The sequence below is a fragment of the Ferruginibacter paludis genome, from assembly GCF_030409685.1.
GTDB lineage: Bacteria > Bacteroidota > Bacteroidia > Chitinophagales > Chitinophagaceae > Ferruginibacter > Ferruginibacter paludis.
In genome coordinates, this window is record NZ_JAUFQJ010000007.1 from 459,046 (window position 1) to 478,027 (window position 18,982).

An 18,982-nucleotide genomic window follows, 5' to 3' on the forward strand; every position below is an offset into this window, starting at 1 on the left:
ATTATTCTTTATCCAGTTTTAAAATGGTTTGCAATAGTACGTTGGCGCCATTTGCAATATCGGTTGTTTTGGAGAATTCTTTGGGTGAATGGCTGATACCGCCGATGCTCGGGATAAAGATCATACCTACTGGTGCGATCAATGCCATCTCCTGCGAATCATGCCCGGCGCCGCTTTGCATTACCTTGGTAGTAAAGCCAAGTGCCTTTGCAGATGCGGTGATTTGAGCTTGTATGTTTTTATCGGTTAAGGCTGGTTTAGATTCATTGGCCTGGTGCTGAAACGTAATGGTGGTGCCGGAAACAGCGGCAATGGCTGCTGCCCGTTTTTCAATATCATGAAACAACATCCATATTTTATCGTAAGAAAGATCTCTTATTTCCAGGCCCATGGTTACTTTGCCGGGGATCACATTGTATGCGCCCGGCATGGCGGCGATTTTACCAATGGTGCCGACCTGTCTTCCTTTATAACTGTTGATTACTTCATTTACCGCGACAATTAATTTTGCGGATGCCAACAGCGCATCATGCCGCATATCCATCGGCGTTGTGCCTGCATGGTTCGCAAAGCCGCTCACCGTTACCTCCCAGTGGATGATGCCAACAATGCCTTCCACCACGCCGATCTGCAATTGCTCTTTATCCAGAATGCCTCCCTGTTCAATGTGCAATTCTACAAAAGCTTTCAGCGCTCCTTTTTTTAAAGCAGCAGACTGAATACTATCCGGGTTGCCACCAATGGCTTTGATGCCGGCAGCCATGGTGAGTCCGCTCTGGCTTACCTGCTTTAATCCTTCTGCTGTTACTTTCCCCGCCATGGCCATACTGCCAATGGTGCCGCCCTCTTCGTTGGAAAAGATGATGAGTTGCAGCGGATGATCGGTTACCACATTGTTTTCATTCAACACTTCCATCATTTCCAGTGCGCCGATGGAACCCACACAACCATCATAATTGCCGCCATCCGGCACCATATCAATGTGCGATCCGAAGGCGATAGGTTGCAGCGAGGCATTTTTCCCTTTTCGTTTGCCAGTGATATTGCCTGCATCATCAATGCTTACTTCAAGGCCTGCATTCGTCATCATCGTTATAAACCATGCCCTGCCTTCCTGGTCACCTTTTGTATAAGCTACCCTGTAACCTTTGCCGGTACTGTCTTTGCCAAATTTGGATAAATCTGCAAGGCGGCTTTCGATGCGTTGTGCATTGACGGTAAGTTTTGATTGAGAAAATGCAGTGAATGAAAATGACAATATAAATGCAGTTAGTAAATATCTCATGTAGTTGATTTAATTTTTTTATCGCAGATGCGGTTTTTTGCTAACAAATAATTCCTTACCAAACACCAGCATGTCAGGAACAACCAGTGCCAGTACCAGAAGAAGCCAGAGGAAATGTCCGAAATCATTGATAGTGGGGCTTTTCATAAATAGTTGCATGGGGTTGTATATCCTGGAAGTTACAAAAACCAATGTAACACCGTAGCTGCGGGCCGCCCACATTTTGTGAATGGTTATCTGCCGCCTGGAAGCTGCCAGCCAGGCCATTGCTGCAGTAATTGCCCACACCAATGCCTGTGTGATATTCTCAAAAACAAAAGTTTCGTTGGCACCGGGAATACGATGATATATATTGAGCATAATAGCGAATGGCATCGCCAGTAAAATAGCGAAGATGTAAATTTTACCGAGTTTTTTATGCAGTGCCAGGTTGTTCCTGCGCAGCGTAGTGGAGAATTGGAACGGACCAATTACCAATGCAATCATTCCCATTATTCCATGCGGCACCAATAACCACGACATGGATTTGTACCGGGCCAAATCGGAAGCACCGGCACTCCACAAGTACAAAACTTCCTGTACAACGAGTACATACAGTGATAATAGTGCAAGGATGGAGAACAGGAATACTCTTGGCTTGTTTAATGTAGTTAGACTTATCATGATTAAAATTTTATTTAACTATTTATTTTGATGACTGGTATTTTATTTAATGTACCGTTACTCTTGTCCGGAAAGTTCCGTTACTTGATTTCAAAAAGAATCATTTCGATATTGCTTTTTTCTGATGCTGAAAAATAAAAAGCGGTAGCAGGTTTGATGTACAAATATTTGCCCGCTTCTATTCTTGTTGTTTTATTGGTTGTATTGTTATGGAAAATAATCCTGCTTCCACTAACCAGTTCTGCTATCAACGGCCCACGGTCTTTAATCACTCGCTGATTAAAATCGGTTGTTGTCAACCGGTATGCAATGGCTTTTTCATTTTCAAATTCCACCGCAAACGGTAGACGTTGTACGCCGGAAGCAGTGCTGTTGTATGGAGCTAATAACTCAATATCATTTACATGAAAAACAACGGTATCGCTATTGCAAACCCTGTGTACGAGTGGATCGGGTGTGAAAGACCGATACCAGGCGGTACCAGCTTTTGATCGTGCTGCGATGCTCCACGCTGAGTCTTTTATTTGTGTACCTGTGATGGTATTACTTAGTATTACAAAGACCGAGGGTGTTGCATGAATATGAAACAAGGTCGTATCTCCAGGTGGTAACCACACATCCAGCAGGCGGATATATTTGTTTTGTAAAACGGGATGGTGTCTTGGTTCTTCTCTTACCTGAACCTGCGCTGCCAACTGCAGAGCATAAAAAAACACCCATAGCAACAGTGCGATTGTTTTAATTTTCATTTTTTTATTTTATAGGTAACTCAGCCACCATTTTTCTTTGTGGTTGCTTTTATAACGATCATACCATTTACACAAAGGATATAACAGCACTACTACCAGTAACCAAACCAAATAAGTTCCGGCCAGTGAGAATCCGTAGCCTGTCAACCAGGGATTGTCTTTTGCATTTTGCATCGTTGTAAAAATCATCTGTGTCCATGGCCTGCCACTTGCCACCACAGCAACAATCGCCAACAGGTGAATCAGAAAAAGATGGAGGATGTAAAAAAACAACGGTACACGGCCATATACAATGGTGATTTGCCCGAAACGACTCAGCGGTTTTTCAAGCAATGCCAGCGCAATCAATGCAGGCCCTAAAGTCATTAACGTATAAAGCAGTGATGGGGGGTATTTGGTAGCATTTAAAAAGGAACAAACCGTCATAATGAAGGAGGGCTGCACTTTCCAGGGTTGCATATCTCCATATACATTGATGGCTCTTACCAACATAAAAACAGCAATGGCAGTGCTGCCAATGATCAGCAGGTATTTTTTTCGAACAGTCGTATCCATACTTTTTTTATACAATGCCCCAAAGCAATAACCCAGCATCATGGTGCTCAGCCATGCAAGGAGGGAGTAGCCGGTAGTGAAAAAGTGCCCGCCAAAATTGAACCGTTTGCGTTCGTGCAATTCTGCCAATAAAAAATCAGAAAAACTGTTGCCCGTTACATGTAGGTTGTCAAATAAATTATGCGTAAATAATATAAGGAGCCCCGACGCTAAAATTATTTTGGGTGGCAGGTAAATCAAGGCGCTCATGCACACCATCGAAAGTCCCAATATCCAGATCACCTGCAGTCGAAAAGTGGGGTAGTGCGGATTGAAATTCCAGGCAAAGCTGATCACCGATACTTCCAGCAGCATCAGCCACAGGCCACGCTTTAGTAAAAATGCCGAGAGTGCTGATTTTGTTTTTCTTTCTCCCACCAAAAAGGCGGAAGTGCCTGCCAGGAACACAAATACCGGTGCACAGAAATTCGTGATCCACCTGGTGAAAAATACGGGTGCATTGGTTTGCGTAAGGTCGGTTGGATCGTACACAAAATTAGCTGCATGAAAATAATCCCGTACATGATCCAGCGCCATGATGACGATCACGATGCCTCTCAAAAGGTCAATCGATTCAATTCTTTTTTTGTTGCTGGTGAAGGGTTGTTGCATCAAAGCTTCTTTAAATAATATTTTAGAATAATTAATTTAGTCCGCAAAGCCTTTCTCATCTGATGTAAGGGTTCAATTACTTTTTTTTCTTGATAAAAAAAAGGAACAAAAAAAATCAAGGCTGCAGAAAAAAAGCTAAAAATTTGAATGCTCGCCTAAAATGAAATTAGCTCAAGCAGCAGAATATAGCCAGGCTTATGTGCGACTTACGGGCTAATACCCATGCCAAACATTTGTAACATCAATTTCATTTTTTAACGGCAACCATTCAAATTTTCTTAACGCTTTTTTTCTGAGGCCGTTAAAGAATATGCGGCTATTCTTTAGTATCCTATAATTTTTTTTGATCGCTATTTTTTGAATAATTCAAGCAGAGTTGTAGTGCCAATTACAGCACCCAGCGGAATGGCTGCCAGATCAACCTGGTAATTGCCGTTATGATTATAAAAAGGCGCACTCTTTCCTTCGCTCACCGCCTTTGCATACAGGTCGGGTTGTGCAGTGCCTACCCATATATAATCGCACAGTGTTTTATTATTGCCCAATACCAGGTGATTGAAATCTTCGGAACCCATGATAGGAGGCGTATCAGTAATGATTTTTTCAGGTGTCAGCAGGGGCGTAAGCGCTTTGTTTACTTTGGCAGACAATGCCGGATCATTCACCTGCGGGTACACACTGCCCTTCATTAAAATGGATGGATAGTTTTCTTTGGCGACGCCGTTCGCAACAGCAATGCCTTCGTTGATTCTTTTGATACCATCCAGCAAAACAGTTCTTATTCTTTCATTGAACCAGCGCAGGTTTAGTTTCACCACCGCAGATGCCGGGATCACATTGTTATCGCCACCGGAGTGGATGGCGCCAACAGTCAGCACAGCCACATCCTGCGCAGCAATGCTTCTGCTGACAATGGTTTGATACTGCAACACTGCATTGCAAGCCATTACCACCGGGTCTTTGGTAAGTTCCGGTGTAGAGCCATGGCCGCCGATGCCGTAAAAAGTTACGTCCAGCTGATCACTGCCTGCGGCTCTTTCACCAGCACCGTTTTTAATGCTGCCTGTTGCAATGGGAGTGGTGTGCAGACCAAATAAATAATCAGGAACTGGTACACCTTTGTCATACATCTTATCATTGACCATTGCCTTGGCACCAGTCAGTGGTTCCTCTGCAGGTTGTGCCAGCATTACCAGCGTTCCCTTCCATTCGTTTTTTATAGACGCCATTATTTTGGCAACTTCCAGCAACCAGGTTACATGTGCATCATGGCCGCAGGCGTGCATTACGGGCACTTCCGTGCCGTCCACCTTCTTCATCGTTTTGGTGCTGGAGTAGGGTAGACCTGTAATTTCTTTTACTGAATTACAATCCATATCGGCACGGTACATTACCACCGGGCCGGCGCCATTTTTTAAAATACCTACCACACCTGTTTTGCCAATTCCTGTCATCACTTCATAGCCCAATGCCTTCAGTTCTTTTTCGATGATGGCGGATGTGCGCACTTCCATAAAACCGAGCTCCGGGTTCTGGTGAAGGTCTTTAAAAATTTCCACCAGCCTGCCCGAATCAGCATAGGCCATTTGCTTTACCTGTTTGCTGACTTGCGCATGGAGCCCTCCTATGCTAAAGATCAGGATGGATAAAAATGTAATGACTTTTTTGTTCACGTGGTTGGTTTGAATGATGGAATATTGTGTAACAATCTGATGGCAAGCCGTTAATTTGAAATATTTCCTAACCCCGACGGCGGCTCCACGCCCCGTTGGCGGTTTTAAAGAATGGTGTTCAATTAAAACATTCGTTCTTTCCCAACCGCCGTCAGGGTTTATAACCGCTGACGGGGTTGTATGCTTTATAAATAACTCAACCACCATTTTTCTTTATGCGACTGCTTGTAACGATCGTATCGTTTGCAAAGCGGGAACAGGGCTACCACCACAAAGGCCCAGACAAGATAGACCACGATCAGCGGAAAGCCGTATCCCTTCAGGTCTGTATTGAACCAGATGGGTTGCCGCAGCATCCAGTTTTGCCAGGCTACACTGGTGAACAATCCCGACGCAATCATCGCCAGTAAATGTATCAGGTAAATGTGAATGAGGTAAAAGAACATCGGTACCCGCCCGTAGATGGAAATGATATTTACAACGGTGCCTTGTAATTTTTCCATCCATGCCAGCGATATCAATGCGCTGCCCAACGTTACTAAAATATACAAGAGTGATGGCGGGTATTTGTTGACATTGATAAAAGACAACAAAGTAAACAGTGGATTTTTTTGTGTGCTCCATGGAACAGGATCACCATACAGGTTGGTGAAACGGAGTATAATAAAAAGTAGGATGGCGGCTCCCCCGGTAATCAACAGTTGCTTTCTTCTTTTGGCTGCGTCATAGCCACTGGCGTACCATACACCAAGGCAATAACCCAACGGCATTACACCAATCCAGGGTACCAGCGGGTAGCCTACCAGGAAAGCTTCCTTGTGCCAGTAAAAAAAGTTTTGCTCATGCAGCAGCGCCCAGCCAAATGCAGGCAGTGTGTTGCCGGTTACATGCGTTTTGTCCAGCAAATTATGACCTGCTACAATGAGGATGCAAACGGGCAAAATAATTTTTACGGGCAAATGAATCATTGCGGCCAGTACAATCATGCTTACACCGAGTGCCCAGATGGTGACAAACAGAAAATTGGGAAATAAGATATTAAAATTCCAACCAAAATTAACGATGATCATTTCAAGAAAGATCAGCCACAGTCCACGTTTTAAAAGGAAAACGGACAACTCCTTTTTGGTTTTCTTCTGACCAATAAGATAGGCGGATGTACCCGCAAGCAGCATAAATATGGGTGCGCAAAAATGCGTGATCCAACGGGTAAGGAATATGGGGGCACTTGTTTTGGAAAGATCCAGCGGATTGTATAAAAATGAACTGGCATGAAAATAATCCCGAACATGGTCAATCGCCATAATGATCATGATCAATCCACGCAGCAAATCAATTGAGTTGATTCGTTTTTGATTGTTGGACAAAGAAGCTTGCATTGGTATGTTGGTTGATTGAATAAAAATTTATTTGCTTTGTTATAAATAACTCAGCCACCATTTTTCTTTGTGACTGGTTTTATACCGGTCATATTTTTTACACAACGGATACATAATGGCTACGATGGCCAGCCAGATTAAATATACTACCGGCAAACTAAATCCTTCACCGGGAACAATAAACAACAAAGGCACCTGCTGAGCTGCCTTCGCGACGTCCTGCATATTGTGCCCCCTCGCAAAAAATACGATCATTGCCACCACGTGCGCCAGAAAGAAATGAACTACATAATAGAAAAAAGGAACCCTGCCGTAGATCCTCACCAAACTGGTAAAGCGGTTTTGAATACCTTCCAAATAAGACAGAACAATCAGTGCTGGTCCGACGGTGACGCACATGAACAATAAAGAGGGCGGGTATTTCTGAAGGTTGATGAAAGAAAGAAAAGTATCCAACCAGGTATTTTGCTTACTCCACTGAAATGGATTACCATACACGTTGACAAACCTGACCAGGACAAAAAATAAAATAGTAAAGACACCTATCCTCAACAATATTTTTTTACGTTCATCCGCACTGTAGTTGGAAGAGAAGAACGTACCGGTACAATAGCCCAATATCATTAAGCCCGTCCATGGTAAAAATGGATACAGCACAAGCAGTATATGTCCCGGAGCAAATGGCATTACTCCGCCCACCCGGTGCAGGAGGCTGTATAAAAAAGAGGGTTTAAAACCGGGGGCTGCTTCGGGTATATCCAGCAGGTTATGCCCCAGCACTATTACCAACCCTATGGTAAGTATAACAGGGAATGGCAGGTAGATCAGCAAACCCAGTATCATCATACTGATACCAATCGCCCAGATTACTTCCAGGAAAATAATATTGTACAATGGATTTAACGTAAACACAAAAGAGAGGATAATCGCTTCCGCAATAATGAGCCAAAGTCCTCTCTTGATTAAGAAGGAACTCAATTCTTTTTTGCTTTTTTTAAAGGATTGTAAGTAGCAGGAAAGTCCGGATAGAAATACAAATGTGGGCGCACAAAAATGAGTGATCCACCTGGTAAAAAATAATATAGGAGATGCAGAGGGTACGGCTAAGGGATCGCCGGTGTTGGCTGCAACATGAAAAAAATCCCTGGTATGATCCAGCGTCATGATAACCATCACAATGCCCCGCAGCACATCAATGGAGTCAATTCTTTTCTGCGATGCAGCAAGTGGCTGTTGCATATTAGTTGGTTTTGGTATTGATTTTTAATCGGTTTTAAGTTACTTATTTTATTCAGTAAATTGTAAAAGGTCAGCTGCATTTTTGAAAAACCGGTTCAATTTTTATGCACTATTTTTCTTTCTATCAATAGTGTCTTATTTGCTATTTAAATTTTCTAACAAAAAACTCCGCCACAGCCCCGTACACGGTTACTGCATTTTCCCATTTCATCCAGTGGTGGGTATCATCTGCAATCATGATGGTTTCGTAGGTCACATGCTGCTTTTCCAACCGGTTGATTATATCAACACTTTCATTAAATTGTACATTTCGGTCATCATCCGCATGGATGATTAACACAGGCGATTTCCATGTTTTCATGTAAGGAATCGGGGAGGAGTACCAGGCTGTTTTGAGGGCTTTTTCCAGGTCAGGCGCTTTCTCATATTTCTCATTATAAGCCGTAAGTAAACCAGAACGGGATGCCCAGTCATGCACGCCGTGAATATCTACGCCGGCTGCAAAAAGTTTCGAATCTTTGGCCAGCGCCATGGCTGTTAAATAGCCACCATAAGAGCCACCATAAATGCCGATTTTTTGGGCATCAACAAAGGTTTGTTTTCGCAGCCATTCGCCAGCAGCTTTAATATCAAGATATTCTGAAGCGCCGGCTTCGCCTGCATTTTTTGCCTGGTGAAACTCATAACCATACCCGATACCCAGGCGGTAATTTACTGACAACACCACAAAGCCGAGGCTGGCCAGGTATTGGTTGCTTGCATAGGCATTGCTATAATAATCGGAGTAGTGCCAGCCCAATAACATTTGTCTTGGCGGGCCGCCATGCACATACACAATAGCCGGTTTTTTACTGGTGCCACCTGCAGGTAAAAATAAATCCGCATGCACCGTAACGCCATCAGCCGATTTAAAAATTACTTGTGTGGGGATAATCAATTTTTCCTTTGGAAAACTGGTTGGTATCAATTCTTCACCCATTAATTGAACAGCATTGTCGCTCTTACTTAATTGCATCACAGCAGGTAATGGTGGTCGCTGTGCGGTGGCGCTGATAAAGGCCAACGTATTGTTATCATTGATTAATAACGGTGTCCATTCAAGGCCACTGCCATTTGTCAGTACATGCATATCTGCTTTGTCAACACTTACTTTCGCAGCATGCCTTCTTTCAATATCCAGTTGGCCGTTACCGGTGTTGGCACTGAAGGTCAGGTATTTTTTATCTGTACTTAGCGTGATATGCTCACACATAAAATTGCCCGGCGTCAATAGCGTTTCCTTACCACCATCCGCTGCAATAGAGTAGAGATGCGGCCATCCATCCTGGTAAGATAAAAATATGATCCTGTTATTGGCAGCCCAGTGCAGGTTGTAACCGCCTTCTGTTGTGGGTACAGAGCCCCGCAAGGTGGCGGGAGCTTTCCACAACAACGTTGCTTTGCCGCTTGCAATATCCGCGGTATAAATACTCCAGGGAATATGCTTTTGAACCAACAAAGAATCGGGTGCACCACCAGCGCCCGGTCTTCTGATAAACACAATACTTTTATTGTCGGGCGACCAATGAGGTGTTTCATCAAAACTAAAGGAAGGCGCAATCCATTTGATGGGCGTTGCACCATTGGTATAAATGCCGATGATAGAATGATCATTACGATGGGCAACAAATAACAACAAACTATCACCTGCACTGTATTCCAGCAACCCAACGTTGCCCCTTGTTGTAAATAGATTCCTGGCAGCAGCACTGCCGTCAATGGGCGCCGCCCATGCCTGTCCGCCTTTTATGAAAGCTACTGTTTTGCTATCGGGAGAAATAACAGGGTCATCACCTTCGGATAAATATTTTGTTTCTCCACCATCAAATGGTACACTGGCTACTTGCACATGAAAAGGATTTGTTTCAAATGAAGGGTTTAACGGTAAGCCATGATCCCAATTGGCACCATGATCGCCGCCACGAACAAATACCACCCACTTGCCATCTGCTGAAATAGATACACTGGTAATTTCCTGCCCATCATCTTTTGAAAAACTGGTCAGTTTCCTGGGTTTGAATGCGGGGCCTTCTGCCACATATACATTGCGTTTTCCCTGCTCATCCAATGCCCAGGCTATTTTTGATCCACTCGAAGCAGCATGCAATTCGGTTGGGAAATTGTAGGCTTTAAAAGCTGCAAAGGGATTGGTCTGTGCAAGTAGCTGAACAGGTAATAGCACCAGCAGGAATATTTTTTTCATGTATGGTTTTGGGTCTTATTATTTAAGAAATTTTGCTAGTAGTTTCTGAATTTTTTAATCATCTCCGAAACTTTCTTTCGTATTGTCATTTTCTTTATTCATTATTTGGCTAAAGCCTTTTTGATTTTATTTTAGTCCACAGGCTGAAGCCTATGGCAATTCATTTTATTTTGTCCACAGTTTAAAACCTGTGACAATTCACGAATTGGCTCCATGAATTATCCTCCAGCTTTTGAAATTGCCTCCAGCTTTTTAATTGCCTCCAGCTTCAGCTGGAGGACAATTAAATTAATGTTATTGGCTTTAGCCAAAACATAATTCTCATTCATCTTGAAATTTTTGAAATCCATATTTAGTGAGGAACTCATCATACTCTTGCTGAAATGTCTTTTTCTTGTGATGTTCTTCCTGATTTTTTATATAATTTCTCACTATGTTCAAGGCTGATTCAGAAACCGACACTGCAAAATATTCATCCTGCCATGCTAATTTTTCTGTAATAAAATGTTGTTTGTTAAACCAAAATGCGGCTTCTCCTTTTATCAGCTGCATTATTTTGCTGATGGTCTGTTCAGTTCCCAGAGAAACTAAGCAGTGGCAATGATCAGTGTGTCCATTTACAAAATCAATAAAAATGCCTTTTGCTTTTCCATTATCCCTGATGTGTTGCCACATGGCGTCTCTTATTGTTTTGTTTTCTAAATAAGGCACCCTGTCTTTTGTACTCCATACAAAATGAATGTAGACACTAACAAATGGCATGTTATCTATTTTTTATTATTCATTTGTTTGGCTGAAGCCAATTTGATTTTATTTTTATCCACAGGCTGAAGCCTGTGGCAATTCATTGATGATTGTTGGCTTTAGCCAACATACCACAATTTAATTATTTAGTATAAGGCTTCTGTCTGAATCATGTACTTATTTATAGAGCAACACAACGATAGTTGCTTCGACCTGGTCAATAGTACTGCTCTAAATTTAGCGTTCTGCAAATGCCCTATTCTTTGATGAGAATCATTTTAATACTTTAATTAAATCCCACTTTCCCTTTTACCGAGTCAAACAATTTCTTTGAATTATAACCAACACCGTTTTTAAACACATACTGCACTTTACGGATATCACTGATATTCTTTGACGGATCGCCTTCAATCACTAACAGGTCAGCCGATTTTCCAATCTCAATAGTACCAACTGATTTATCAAACCCTAATGCAACGGAGCCATTTTGTGTCGCAATTTTAATCGCCTGCAAAGGAGTAAAGCCATCTGCTTCCACCAGTAATTCAATTGCCCGCCAGTTGCCGTAACCGGCCAAGGTTCCGCCATTACCGGTGGGGTCGGTACCCACCGTTAACAGGCCACCCATATCATTAAGGAGCTTTTCCATTTTGGCAGCTTTTGCAAATGCTTTATCATAATCAGTTATGCCTTTAGCAGATTTGGTATTGACCAGTCTTTTTAAATAAAAGTCCCTTGTATCCGGTGACATGGCACTCACTGCATCTTCAACAGGCAACGGTTGCGTAGAGGTAGCGCCTTCAAATACAGCAAGCGAAGAAGTGATGCCTGTTTTTTTATCAATCAAGAATTGGATAAATTGTTTTACACTATCACTTTGGATATCGAGGTTTCCCAATCCTTTGATGGCAGTGCCGGTTTCAGGCTTCTCATTTTCCTTTTTACCCGCAGCAAAATCGGTACTGACCATAAATCCATGTTCTAAATTATCCATGCCCAATAAAGCTGCTTCACGATACTTAACGATATCGAGATGGCCAGTGATTTTCAACTTTCTTTTATGCACTGCATCAATAGCAGCTTTTAAAATTGGTTTATCAACCCCCATGTATGCTTTAAAAGAAGTGAAGCCCTGGTCGGCCCAATAGTTTACAAATGCTGCCGCTTCCTCCGGTGTTTTGTTTTCTTTCATTTGCGGGAAATTGGATGACTTACCCTGGATATAAGGTGCTGTAAGTTCCATTGACGGACCCGGTAATAAACCCAGGTCGATGTCTTTTTTTATGCGCAGGTCAGAATAAGGTTCAATGCTGCCGCAGGTTCTGATGGTGGTGGCGCCTGCTGCCAGGTACAAGCGGGGAAAGGTAAAAGGCAATTGCTTTAAGTGGAGATAGCGGGTGCCGATGTCATGTGCTGATATGTACATGTGCTCATGGAGCATGACCAGGCCGGGCATGAGCGCTTTGCCATTTAAGTCGATGAGCTTTGCACCCTTTGGCAGTTGCAGTGTTGCATCATCACCCATCCATTTAATTTTACCATTGCTGATAATAACGGATTGATGCGGCTTTGCATCATTGCCTTTGCCATCAATCAACAAAGCATTTTTAAACACCGTAACAGAGTCGTTGTACTCAATGTATTTTTTTGTTTCATCGCTGAATGTGGTTTGGGAGAATGCAGGCGCAATGAAAAATGAAACCAGGATAAAAGCAAGTAATATTCGTTTCATAAATTTTATTAATTACGTTTGATCAATGATGAATGTAATACTTTGACTTTCCACTTGTTTCTCTCATTTACTACAATCACTGTTTCCAGCCATTTTACAGAAGTCTGTTTACCATCCTTTGTAATTTCAGAACTAAGATTGTAAGTTGTCCATGCTACGTTTTTATCAATGGTTGTGTTGATAAAGTCAAGGGTATCAATGCGCTTAAAATCGGTTGCTGTATTTAATGTAATTGCCCTGTTGATAAGCGTATCCAGATTCCAGGCCATTCCATATTCATACAGGCTTATATCATCAGCACAATATTGTTTTAAGCTGACAGAGTCCCGGTTGGATAATGCGTCAAATAATTTGGTCACTGTTTGTTGCACTGCCTGCTGGGTTTGGTTTGATTGTGCCTGCAACAGCGCCGTAAATAAAATTGCAATTCCAAATAGTTGTATTTTTTTCATTGGTAAATCTGTATGACTGATTTTTAATTCACTTCTTCAGAATGTTTATCGACCATTATTTTTGAATAGTGACAACGAACGGGTTTCCATTGATTGCCAGTTTTCTTAAAAATCCAGGTTTCCCTATACCGTTCTTCCACTGTTTTATTATTGGGTAACGAAAAGATCACTTCATTCAAAATGCCGACTACTGCCATGTTAGGGGAACCGGTAAATTCTATCTCCGATAACTTTCTTGTTCTTGGCCACCAGTTTTTTGTTTCTTTTATTATGGCAATCATTTCTTCCCGGTTAGTGGTTGCGCCGTTGTGATGAATGATTTTCATTGACGGATCCAATAGCTCATTCATCTTTTGCAAGTCCCGGTCATCAAACGATTTAAAGAACTCTTTTACAATTGTTACCACTTCTATTGAATCTGCATTTTTATCATGCTCATTGATTTTCACCGGCTGGCTATTTGTAGGGTTCGTACATCCAATTATTGCAAGCAGTAATAGGCATACATATTTTTTCATCTTGTTTGTTTAATAAGTAAATGTCTTGGGGGCAATGTTTTTGTGATTATTTTTTACAAATAACTCAACCACCATTTTTCTTTGTGCGCTTGTTTATACAACATGTATTTTTTACAAAATGGATACAGCAGTAAAACAACGCCGATCCAAACGAGGTATACTACCCAAAGCGGGTATCCATATGTTAAGAGTTGTTGGCTTTGAAATCCTTTAGCAGTTATAATCATGTCCTGCCAATGGCCGCCCGTAATCACCAGACCTATAACGGCAAAAACATGAATCACTAACATGTGCAGGAAGTAATAGAACAAAGGTACACTTCCAAATACCAAAAAGAAATCAGTGACCTTGGTTTTGATGGTTTCAAAAGCATATAAAAACAATAGGGCAGGCCCAATCGTAATGCAGAGAAATAATAGCGAAGGAGGATATTTTGTCACCTTAAAAAATGACAGTATTGTTTTGGTACGGCTATCCTGCACTGACCATGGCACTAAATCACCATACACATTCAAACCTCGTAAAACCAAAAATAAAACAAGCGACCCAAGGCCCAATCCCAGTAGCCATTTTTTGCGGAGTGTTGCATCAAAATCTTTCTGGTAAAATGTTCCAAATAAGTATCCCAGTGCCATCAGGCCAATCCAGGGAATAAGCGGATAGTGTAGAAAGAAGATATGGCCTGAACCTGATACCAGCACATTCTCATGATGTAAAACGTCCCAAACGATTGACTGGAAACTATGTCCCTGCACCACAATGCCATCGAGGGCATTGTGCCCTGCAACCAGTAGCATTCCAATTGCTAAAATTATTTTCCGGGGAAGAAAGATGAGGATGGATAAGCATACCATGCTGCATCCGATCGCCCAAATAACCTGGAAAATATGTATGCTGTAGGTGATATCGAAAGTCCAGATAAAATTGTTGATTATTGTTTCAAGAAAAATAAGCCAGATACCCCTGGTGAAAAGAAATTTAAACAGCTGTTTTTTTGATTTATTGCTTCCATAAAGAAACGCAGACGTACCAGACAGGAATACAAAAACAGGAGCACAAAAATTGGTAATAAAACGGGTAAAGAAAAGGATAGGGGTGGTGGTTTTTAAATCTGTCGGGTCACCAAAAATGGAACCATAGTGAAAATAATCTCTTACATGGTCTAGTGCCATAATAGCCATTACCACCCCCCTTAAAATATCTATAGATTCTATTCTTGCTTTTGCAATTGCTTTCATAGTCTGACTGGCTGCTTCTAGTTTTTTGAAATATTTTATTAATTGTATTTTAAAACTTTTGTGCCATACATAGTCTTATCAATTGTTCGCTGTATAGCTACTTTTACAGTTCCGTCTTTTTGCAATTCAAAAGTTGCTTTGGGATAACCGATTCCCGCTTCAAAGGTGTTATTGCCAATGTATTTTAAAGCAGCCCTTAATTGCCCGTTACTTTTCATAAAAAGCAAGTCATCATTTTTAATGAACTCTACTGTATTATTATCTCCAATATCAAAGAGGCCGGTAACCTTTTCATACACTTTTTTATCCAACGGAATTTCTTTACGCATGGTCACATTGAAAACAACTTCGCTTTGGCCTGCTTTGTTGGTAGCAATATCCAGTATCCTGTTTACTGCCTGCGGAGCAGACGCCCATTTATCGGTTTCAACATATTTGCCTCCTTTGAAATAGATTTGAGTGATAAGGTCTTGCTGACCGGGCACTGAAACCCGCATGTGAATGTGCGCAGGTCGCCAGGAGGATTCATCTTTAGGATCGGCTTTATAGGGCACGGGCAAAATCGTTGTAAATGCGTATTTGCCATCTGTAGTTGTTTTTTGTCCGCCACGATAATGGTAAGCTTCAGAAGTATTGTCGTATACTTCGTTTTCATCGCAATGCCAGATTTCAACCAATGCATTGCTGACAGGCGTTTTGCCATCTTCTTTAAAAATGCTTCCTTTTAAAACAACAGGTGTTCCTTTTGAACCCCGCAGGATAAGGTTGGTTTTCAATGGAGCACCCGGTCTGTAAAACGGACCAAGAATATCAGTAGTTGTTGGCGTGTCGCCTTCATAGTTTTTTCCATTCCAGAACAGGCTGCCAAATGCGCTGATGCTGAGTGCCGTCAAAGACGAATGCTTGATAAATGTTCTGCGTTGCATGATGTTTGGTTTTGGTTGGTTGTTGAATGTGCTTTTGCTGTTTTATTCGCTAAGTGTTGTATCAATGTGTTTATTTAAACATGGTTTTATTTCATTCGTTCGTCTAAAAATTAAAGCATCATTTAATTGGGTGCTTCTTTTCAACATGTTGACTTCGCCTCCGCAGCCGGCGTGGCTGCGTAACTGGAACGCTGCTGCTTTTGCTTCTTTCAAAAAAATATGCTGCGCATTTTTTTGAATTCCGGCAAGCCGGAACCGAACCAAAAGAGGCAGCTTATCCAGTTACTGTTTTAAATTCGAAACAGGGCTCGTGGACTTCACGCTTTTTTGCAAAGTATTAGTAACAATATAAATTTTAAATCGATTAAATAAACGACCTTGAATGTTGTATGTCTATTGTTTGTGTACGGGTTTTTACTTTTTTAATTTGGCTTCTTCATCAGCAAGATATTGTAAATAATTGCAGTAAATCAATTGACCCCTACGTACACTGGATATCCTGAAAAACTCATTGGCTGCATGCCATTTTTCATCGCTTAATTCAAAGCCCAACGGATAGGCATTCAGCCCTAAAATTTCCTTGATAGATAACAGCGATCCAACACTGCCCCCGGTGGCCAATTGCAAAGGTTGTTTGCCGTAAATTGTTGATAACACATCAGAGATATACCGGTATTCTTTTGTGTCAGCAGGCAATTGCATCGGGCTTGCATAGCCTTTGCCAAATTTGTATGTAACCGTAGCGCCTGGCGGACAATTTTTGTTGATGTGCTTTACGATTAAATCAATAATTTCCTTTCCGTTTTGATTGCTTACCAGGCGGCAGGTTATTCTCGCCATCGCATTGCCGGGAATAATATTGGAGTGGCCTTCTGCCGCAGTATAACCGCCCTGCATGCCCACAATTTCCAGCGTGGGACGAAACCAGATTCTTTCCAACGGCGAAAAACTGGTGTCTCCTGCTTCGGCTGTAGTGCCTAATATTTTCATGTCCGTTGCGGGATCATAAGGTATTTTTTTGATCATCTCTTTTTGCTGAGGAGATACAGGTACAACCTTATCATAAAACCCTTCCACGGCCACATTACCCTTGTTGTCATAAAAAGAACTGATAATCTGGGACAGGATCAAAACCGCATTGGGTGTCTTGCCACCAAACTCTCCCGAATGCGCATCAGTATTAGCTGTTTTAATGCTGAATTCCATTTGCGCTGCGCCGCGTAAACTAACTGTCATCGCAGGATTGTTTTCATCAATCTGGCCGTCATCCGCGTTCAATGCGAAATCAGCTTTCAGCAAGTCTTTATTTTTTATAAGAAAATCTTTAAAGTAGGGGCTGCCCACTTCTTCATTTCCTTCAAACATAAATTTTACATTCACCGGTAATTTTCCGTTGGTGCTCAACATGGCTTCCACCGCCCAGATGGTTGTCATCACACCACTTTTGTCATCGCTGGCACCGCGGCCAAATATTTTTCCATCTTTAATAACCGGTGCAAAAGGAGGGTTGTCCCATTCTGATTCTTTTACCGGCTGCACATCATAATGCGCATAAATTAACACCGTTGGTTTGCCAGGCGCTTTATCCCAGCTGCCATATACTACCGGGTTCCCATCTGTGGGTATTAGTTGCGTGGTGGGGATACCAATGGCTCTTAATTTATTTTGTATCCATGCTGCTGCTTTTTCTACATCAGGCTTATTGGATGGGATAGATGATATACTTGGAATAGATACCAACTCAACAAATTCTTTCAGGTGTGCATCCATGTTGTCGTCAATGTATTTTTCATACAGAGGCATCGCTGGTTTTACCTTCTCTTTTTTTGCATTTTTTGTTACTGTATTTTGTGCCATTAAATGGGTGCTGATAAATGAACTTAACACTGTTAAGAAGATCAGCGTTGTGAATGTTAGTTTCGTCATCTTTTTTTTTGTTGCAACATAAAGAAATAGTGAAAGTGCCTGCGGATTATGCAAGCACCTTTATAAAAGAATTTTAAATTAGATTTTAAACCGCTATTGCTCCGGTCTTGCATTCAGACCAAAAGTATTTTGTACTGCATTATAATAATCTTCATCCGTGGCTGCATTCCAATCCACATATTGTTCATCTGTCATTGAAGCCCGCCATTGCAAAAAAGGTATTGCATCGGGCCCAACCGGGTGGCGCAATTGCCAGCTGTTGCTTTCAGCAATTTCCAATATCTTTTCTGCAACCATAGATGGTTGTGTAGGTGTTTAAGTGAAGCGGCAAACAAGCCTGCAAAACGTTTCGATTGCGGATATATTGAAGCTTCGTTTATACTGATGTCATTCGCCATTTGTGTATTGATAATGCCCGGTTCTACAATGGCTACCCGTATATTATGTGGTTTTACTTCCTGTGCCAGTGATTCACTAACAGCCTCCAGCGCAAATTTACTGGCAGAATAAGGGCCTAAGGGTGTGTTGGCAATTTTACCCGCAATGCTCGTTACATTAATGATACAGCCATTCCTGTTTTTACGCATCAATGGCAATAAAGCCTTTGTGCATCTGAGCACCCCAAAGTAATTTGTTTCCATCACATCTTTAAAATTGGCCATTGTCAGTTCTTCAATGGAGCCATGTCGCTCAATGCCTGCATTATTTACCAGTACATCAATTGATCCATTCTCACTGAGTATGCCGTCTATACATTGTTTAACTGATGCATCAGAATTCACGTCCATCGCAGCAATGGTTATTGGTAAAGCCTCGTCTTTAATTTGTTGCTTAAAAGCATTCGCACTTTGCGGACTGCGCATGGTGGCAAAAACGTTATAACCGGCCCGCGCAAAGGCAAGTGCTGTTTCGAGGCCAATTCCTTTACTGGTGCCTGTAATAATTACTGATTTCATTTTCTAAAGTTTTAGCAGTGATTAATTTCTTGTTTATTAAAAAAAAGATACGGG

At 41.8% G+C, this 18,982-nt stretch carries 16 protein-coding genes; all 16 read right to left on the reverse strand.

The features are described 5' to 3' along the window. Window position 1: 1 nt before the first annotated feature. The 16 genes from QWZ08_RS15310 to QWZ08_RS15385 all read right to left on the reverse strand — a co-directional run bounded on the left by QWZ08_RS15310 (window position 2) and on the right by QWZ08_RS15385 (window position 18,928). Complete coding sequence (locus tag QWZ08_RS15310; RefSeq protein ID WP_290338342.1) at window positions 2–1,285, reverse strand: Zn-dependent hydrolase; 1,284 nt, start codon at window positions 1,283–1,285, stop codon at window positions 2–4. A gap of 18 nt (window positions 1,286–1,303) precedes the next feature. Beyond that, window positions 1,304–1,948 (reverse strand): DUF2306 domain-containing protein, encoded by a 645-nt coding sequence (locus tag QWZ08_RS15315; protein ID WP_290338343.1) that lies wholly within the window; start codon window positions 1,946–1,948, stop codon window positions 1,304–1,306. Between the two features lie 80 nt (window positions 1,949–2,028). Then, window positions 2,029–2,697, reverse strand: coding sequence for a hypothetical protein (locus QWZ08_RS15320; protein ID WP_290338344.1), 669 nt, complete (start codon window positions 2,695–2,697; stop codon window positions 2,029–2,031). A gap of 9 nt (window positions 2,698–2,706) precedes the next feature. Next, window positions 2,707–3,903, reverse strand: a complete 1,197-nt coding sequence (locus QWZ08_RS15325; RefSeq protein ID WP_290338345.1) for an acetyltransferase domain-containing protein — start codon at window positions 3,901–3,903, stop codon at window positions 2,707–2,709. 350 nt (window positions 3,904–4,253) lie between these two features. Next, a complete protein-coding gene (locus QWZ08_RS15330) occupies window positions 4,254–5,576 on the reverse strand; it encodes an amidohydrolase (RefSeq protein WP_290338346.1) in 1,323 nt (440 codons plus the stop codon). 185 nt (window positions 5,577–5,761) lie between these two features. Further along, entirely contained in the window at window positions 5,762–6,955 is a 1,194-nt protein-coding gene (locus QWZ08_RS15335; protein WP_290338347.1) for an acetyltransferase domain-containing protein, read from the reverse strand. Between the two features lie 39 nt (window positions 6,956–6,994). Further along, window positions 6,995–8,194 (reverse strand): acetyltransferase domain-containing protein, encoded by a 1,200-nt coding sequence (locus QWZ08_RS15340; protein WP_290338348.1) that lies wholly within the window; start codon window positions 8,192–8,194, stop codon window positions 6,995–6,997. Window positions 8,195–8,336: 142 nt separating this feature from the next. Continuing rightward, window positions 8,337–10,436, reverse strand: coding sequence for a S9 family peptidase (locus QWZ08_RS15345; RefSeq protein WP_290338349.1), 2,100 nt, complete (start codon window positions 10,434–10,436; stop codon window positions 8,337–8,339). 321 nt (window positions 10,437–10,757) lie between these two features. Next, entirely contained in the window at window positions 10,758–11,198 is a 441-nt protein-coding gene (gene tnpA, locus QWZ08_RS15350) for an IS200/IS605 family transposase (RefSeq protein WP_290338350.1), read from the reverse strand. Between the two features lie 268 nt (window positions 11,199–11,466). Beyond that, the gene (locus QWZ08_RS15355) at window positions 11,467–12,912 is read right to left on the reverse strand and encodes an amidohydrolase family protein (protein ID WP_290338352.1); all 1,446 of its coding nucleotides are present in this window, start codon (window positions 12,910–12,912) and stop codon (window positions 11,467–11,469) included. An 8-nt stretch (window positions 12,913–12,920) separates the two neighbouring features. Beyond that, window positions 12,921–13,364, reverse strand: a complete 444-nt coding sequence (locus QWZ08_RS15360; RefSeq protein WP_290338353.1) for a nuclear transport factor 2 family protein — start codon at window positions 13,362–13,364, stop codon at window positions 12,921–12,923. Between the two features lie 23 nt (window positions 13,365–13,387). Beyond that, entirely contained in the window at window positions 13,388–13,882 is a 495-nt protein-coding gene (locus tag QWZ08_RS15365; protein ID WP_290338354.1) for a nuclear transport factor 2 family protein, read from the reverse strand. Between the two features lie 53 nt (window positions 13,883–13,935). Continuing rightward, on the reverse strand, window positions 13,936–15,120 hold the full coding sequence (locus QWZ08_RS15370) for an acetyltransferase domain-containing protein (RefSeq protein ID WP_290338355.1): 1,185 nt from the start codon (window positions 15,118–15,120) through the stop codon (window positions 13,936–13,938). Between the two features lie 38 nt (window positions 15,121–15,158). Next, window positions 15,159–16,046 (reverse strand): dioxygenase family protein, encoded by an 888-nt coding sequence (locus QWZ08_RS15375; protein WP_290338356.1) that lies wholly within the window; start codon window positions 16,044–16,046, stop codon window positions 15,159–15,161. Between the two features lie 414 nt (window positions 16,047–16,460). Then, entirely contained in the window at window positions 16,461–17,972 is a 1,512-nt protein-coding gene (locus tag QWZ08_RS15380; RefSeq protein ID WP_290338357.1) for a M20/M25/M40 family metallo-hydrolase, read from the reverse strand. A 191-nt stretch (window positions 17,973–18,163) separates the two neighbouring features. Then, entirely contained in the window at window positions 18,164–18,928 is a 765-nt protein-coding gene (locus QWZ08_RS15385; protein WP_290338358.1) for an SDR family oxidoreductase, read from the reverse strand. Window positions 18,929–18,982: the final 54 nt, after the last annotated feature.

Coding starts and splice junctions, on each gene's coding strand:
- QWZ08_RS15315 (WP_290338343.1), bottom strand. CDS start 1,948: ATGATAAGTCTAACTACATTAAACAAGCCAAGAGTATTCCTGTTCTCC.
- QWZ08_RS15375 (WP_290338356.1), bottom strand. CDS start 16,046: ATGCAACGCAGAACATTTATCAAGCATTCGTCTTTGACGGCACTCAGC.
- QWZ08_RS15320 (WP_290338344.1), bottom strand. CDS start 2,697: ATGAAAATTAAAACAATCGCACTGTTGCTATGGGTGTTTTTTTATGCT.
- QWZ08_RS15385 (WP_290338358.1), bottom strand. CDS start 18,928: ATGAAATCAGTAATTATTACAGGCACCAGTAAAGGAATTGGCCTCGAA.
- QWZ08_RS15355 (WP_290338352.1), bottom strand. CDS start 12,912: ATGAAACGAATATTACTTGCTTTTATCCTGGTTTCATTTTTCATTGCG.
- QWZ08_RS15380 (WP_290338357.1), bottom strand. CDS start 17,972: ATGACGAAACTAACATTCACAACGCTGATCTTCTTAACAGTGTTAAGT.
- QWZ08_RS15340 (WP_290338348.1), bottom strand. CDS start 8,194: ATGCAACAGCCACTTGCTGCATCGCAGAAAAGAATTGACTCCATTGAT.
- tnpA (WP_290338350.1), bottom strand. CDS start 11,198: ATGCCATTTGTTAGTGTCTACATTCATTTTGTATGGAGTACAAAAGAC.
- QWZ08_RS15325 (WP_290338345.1), bottom strand. CDS start 3,903: ATGCAACAACCCTTCACCAGCAACAAAAAAAGAATTGAATCGATTGAC.
- QWZ08_RS15360 (WP_290338353.1), bottom strand. CDS start 13,364: ATGAAAAAAATACAACTATTTGGAATTGCAATTTTATTTACGGCGCTG.
- QWZ08_RS15345 (WP_290338349.1), bottom strand. CDS start 10,436: ATGAAAAAAATATTCCTGCTGGTGCTATTACCTGTTCAGCTACTTGCA.
- QWZ08_RS15335 (WP_290338347.1), bottom strand. CDS start 6,955: ATGCAAGCTTCTTTGTCCAACAATCAAAAACGAATCAACTCAATTGAT.
- QWZ08_RS15365 (WP_290338354.1), bottom strand. CDS start 13,882: ATGAAAAAATATGTATGCCTATTACTGCTTGCAATAATTGGATGTACG.
- QWZ08_RS15370 (WP_290338355.1), bottom strand. CDS start 15,120: ATGAAAGCAATTGCAAAAGCAAGAATAGAATCTATAGATATTTTAAGG.
- QWZ08_RS15310 (WP_290338342.1), bottom strand. CDS start 1,285: ATGAGATATTTACTAACTGCATTTATATTGTCATTTTCATTCACTGCA.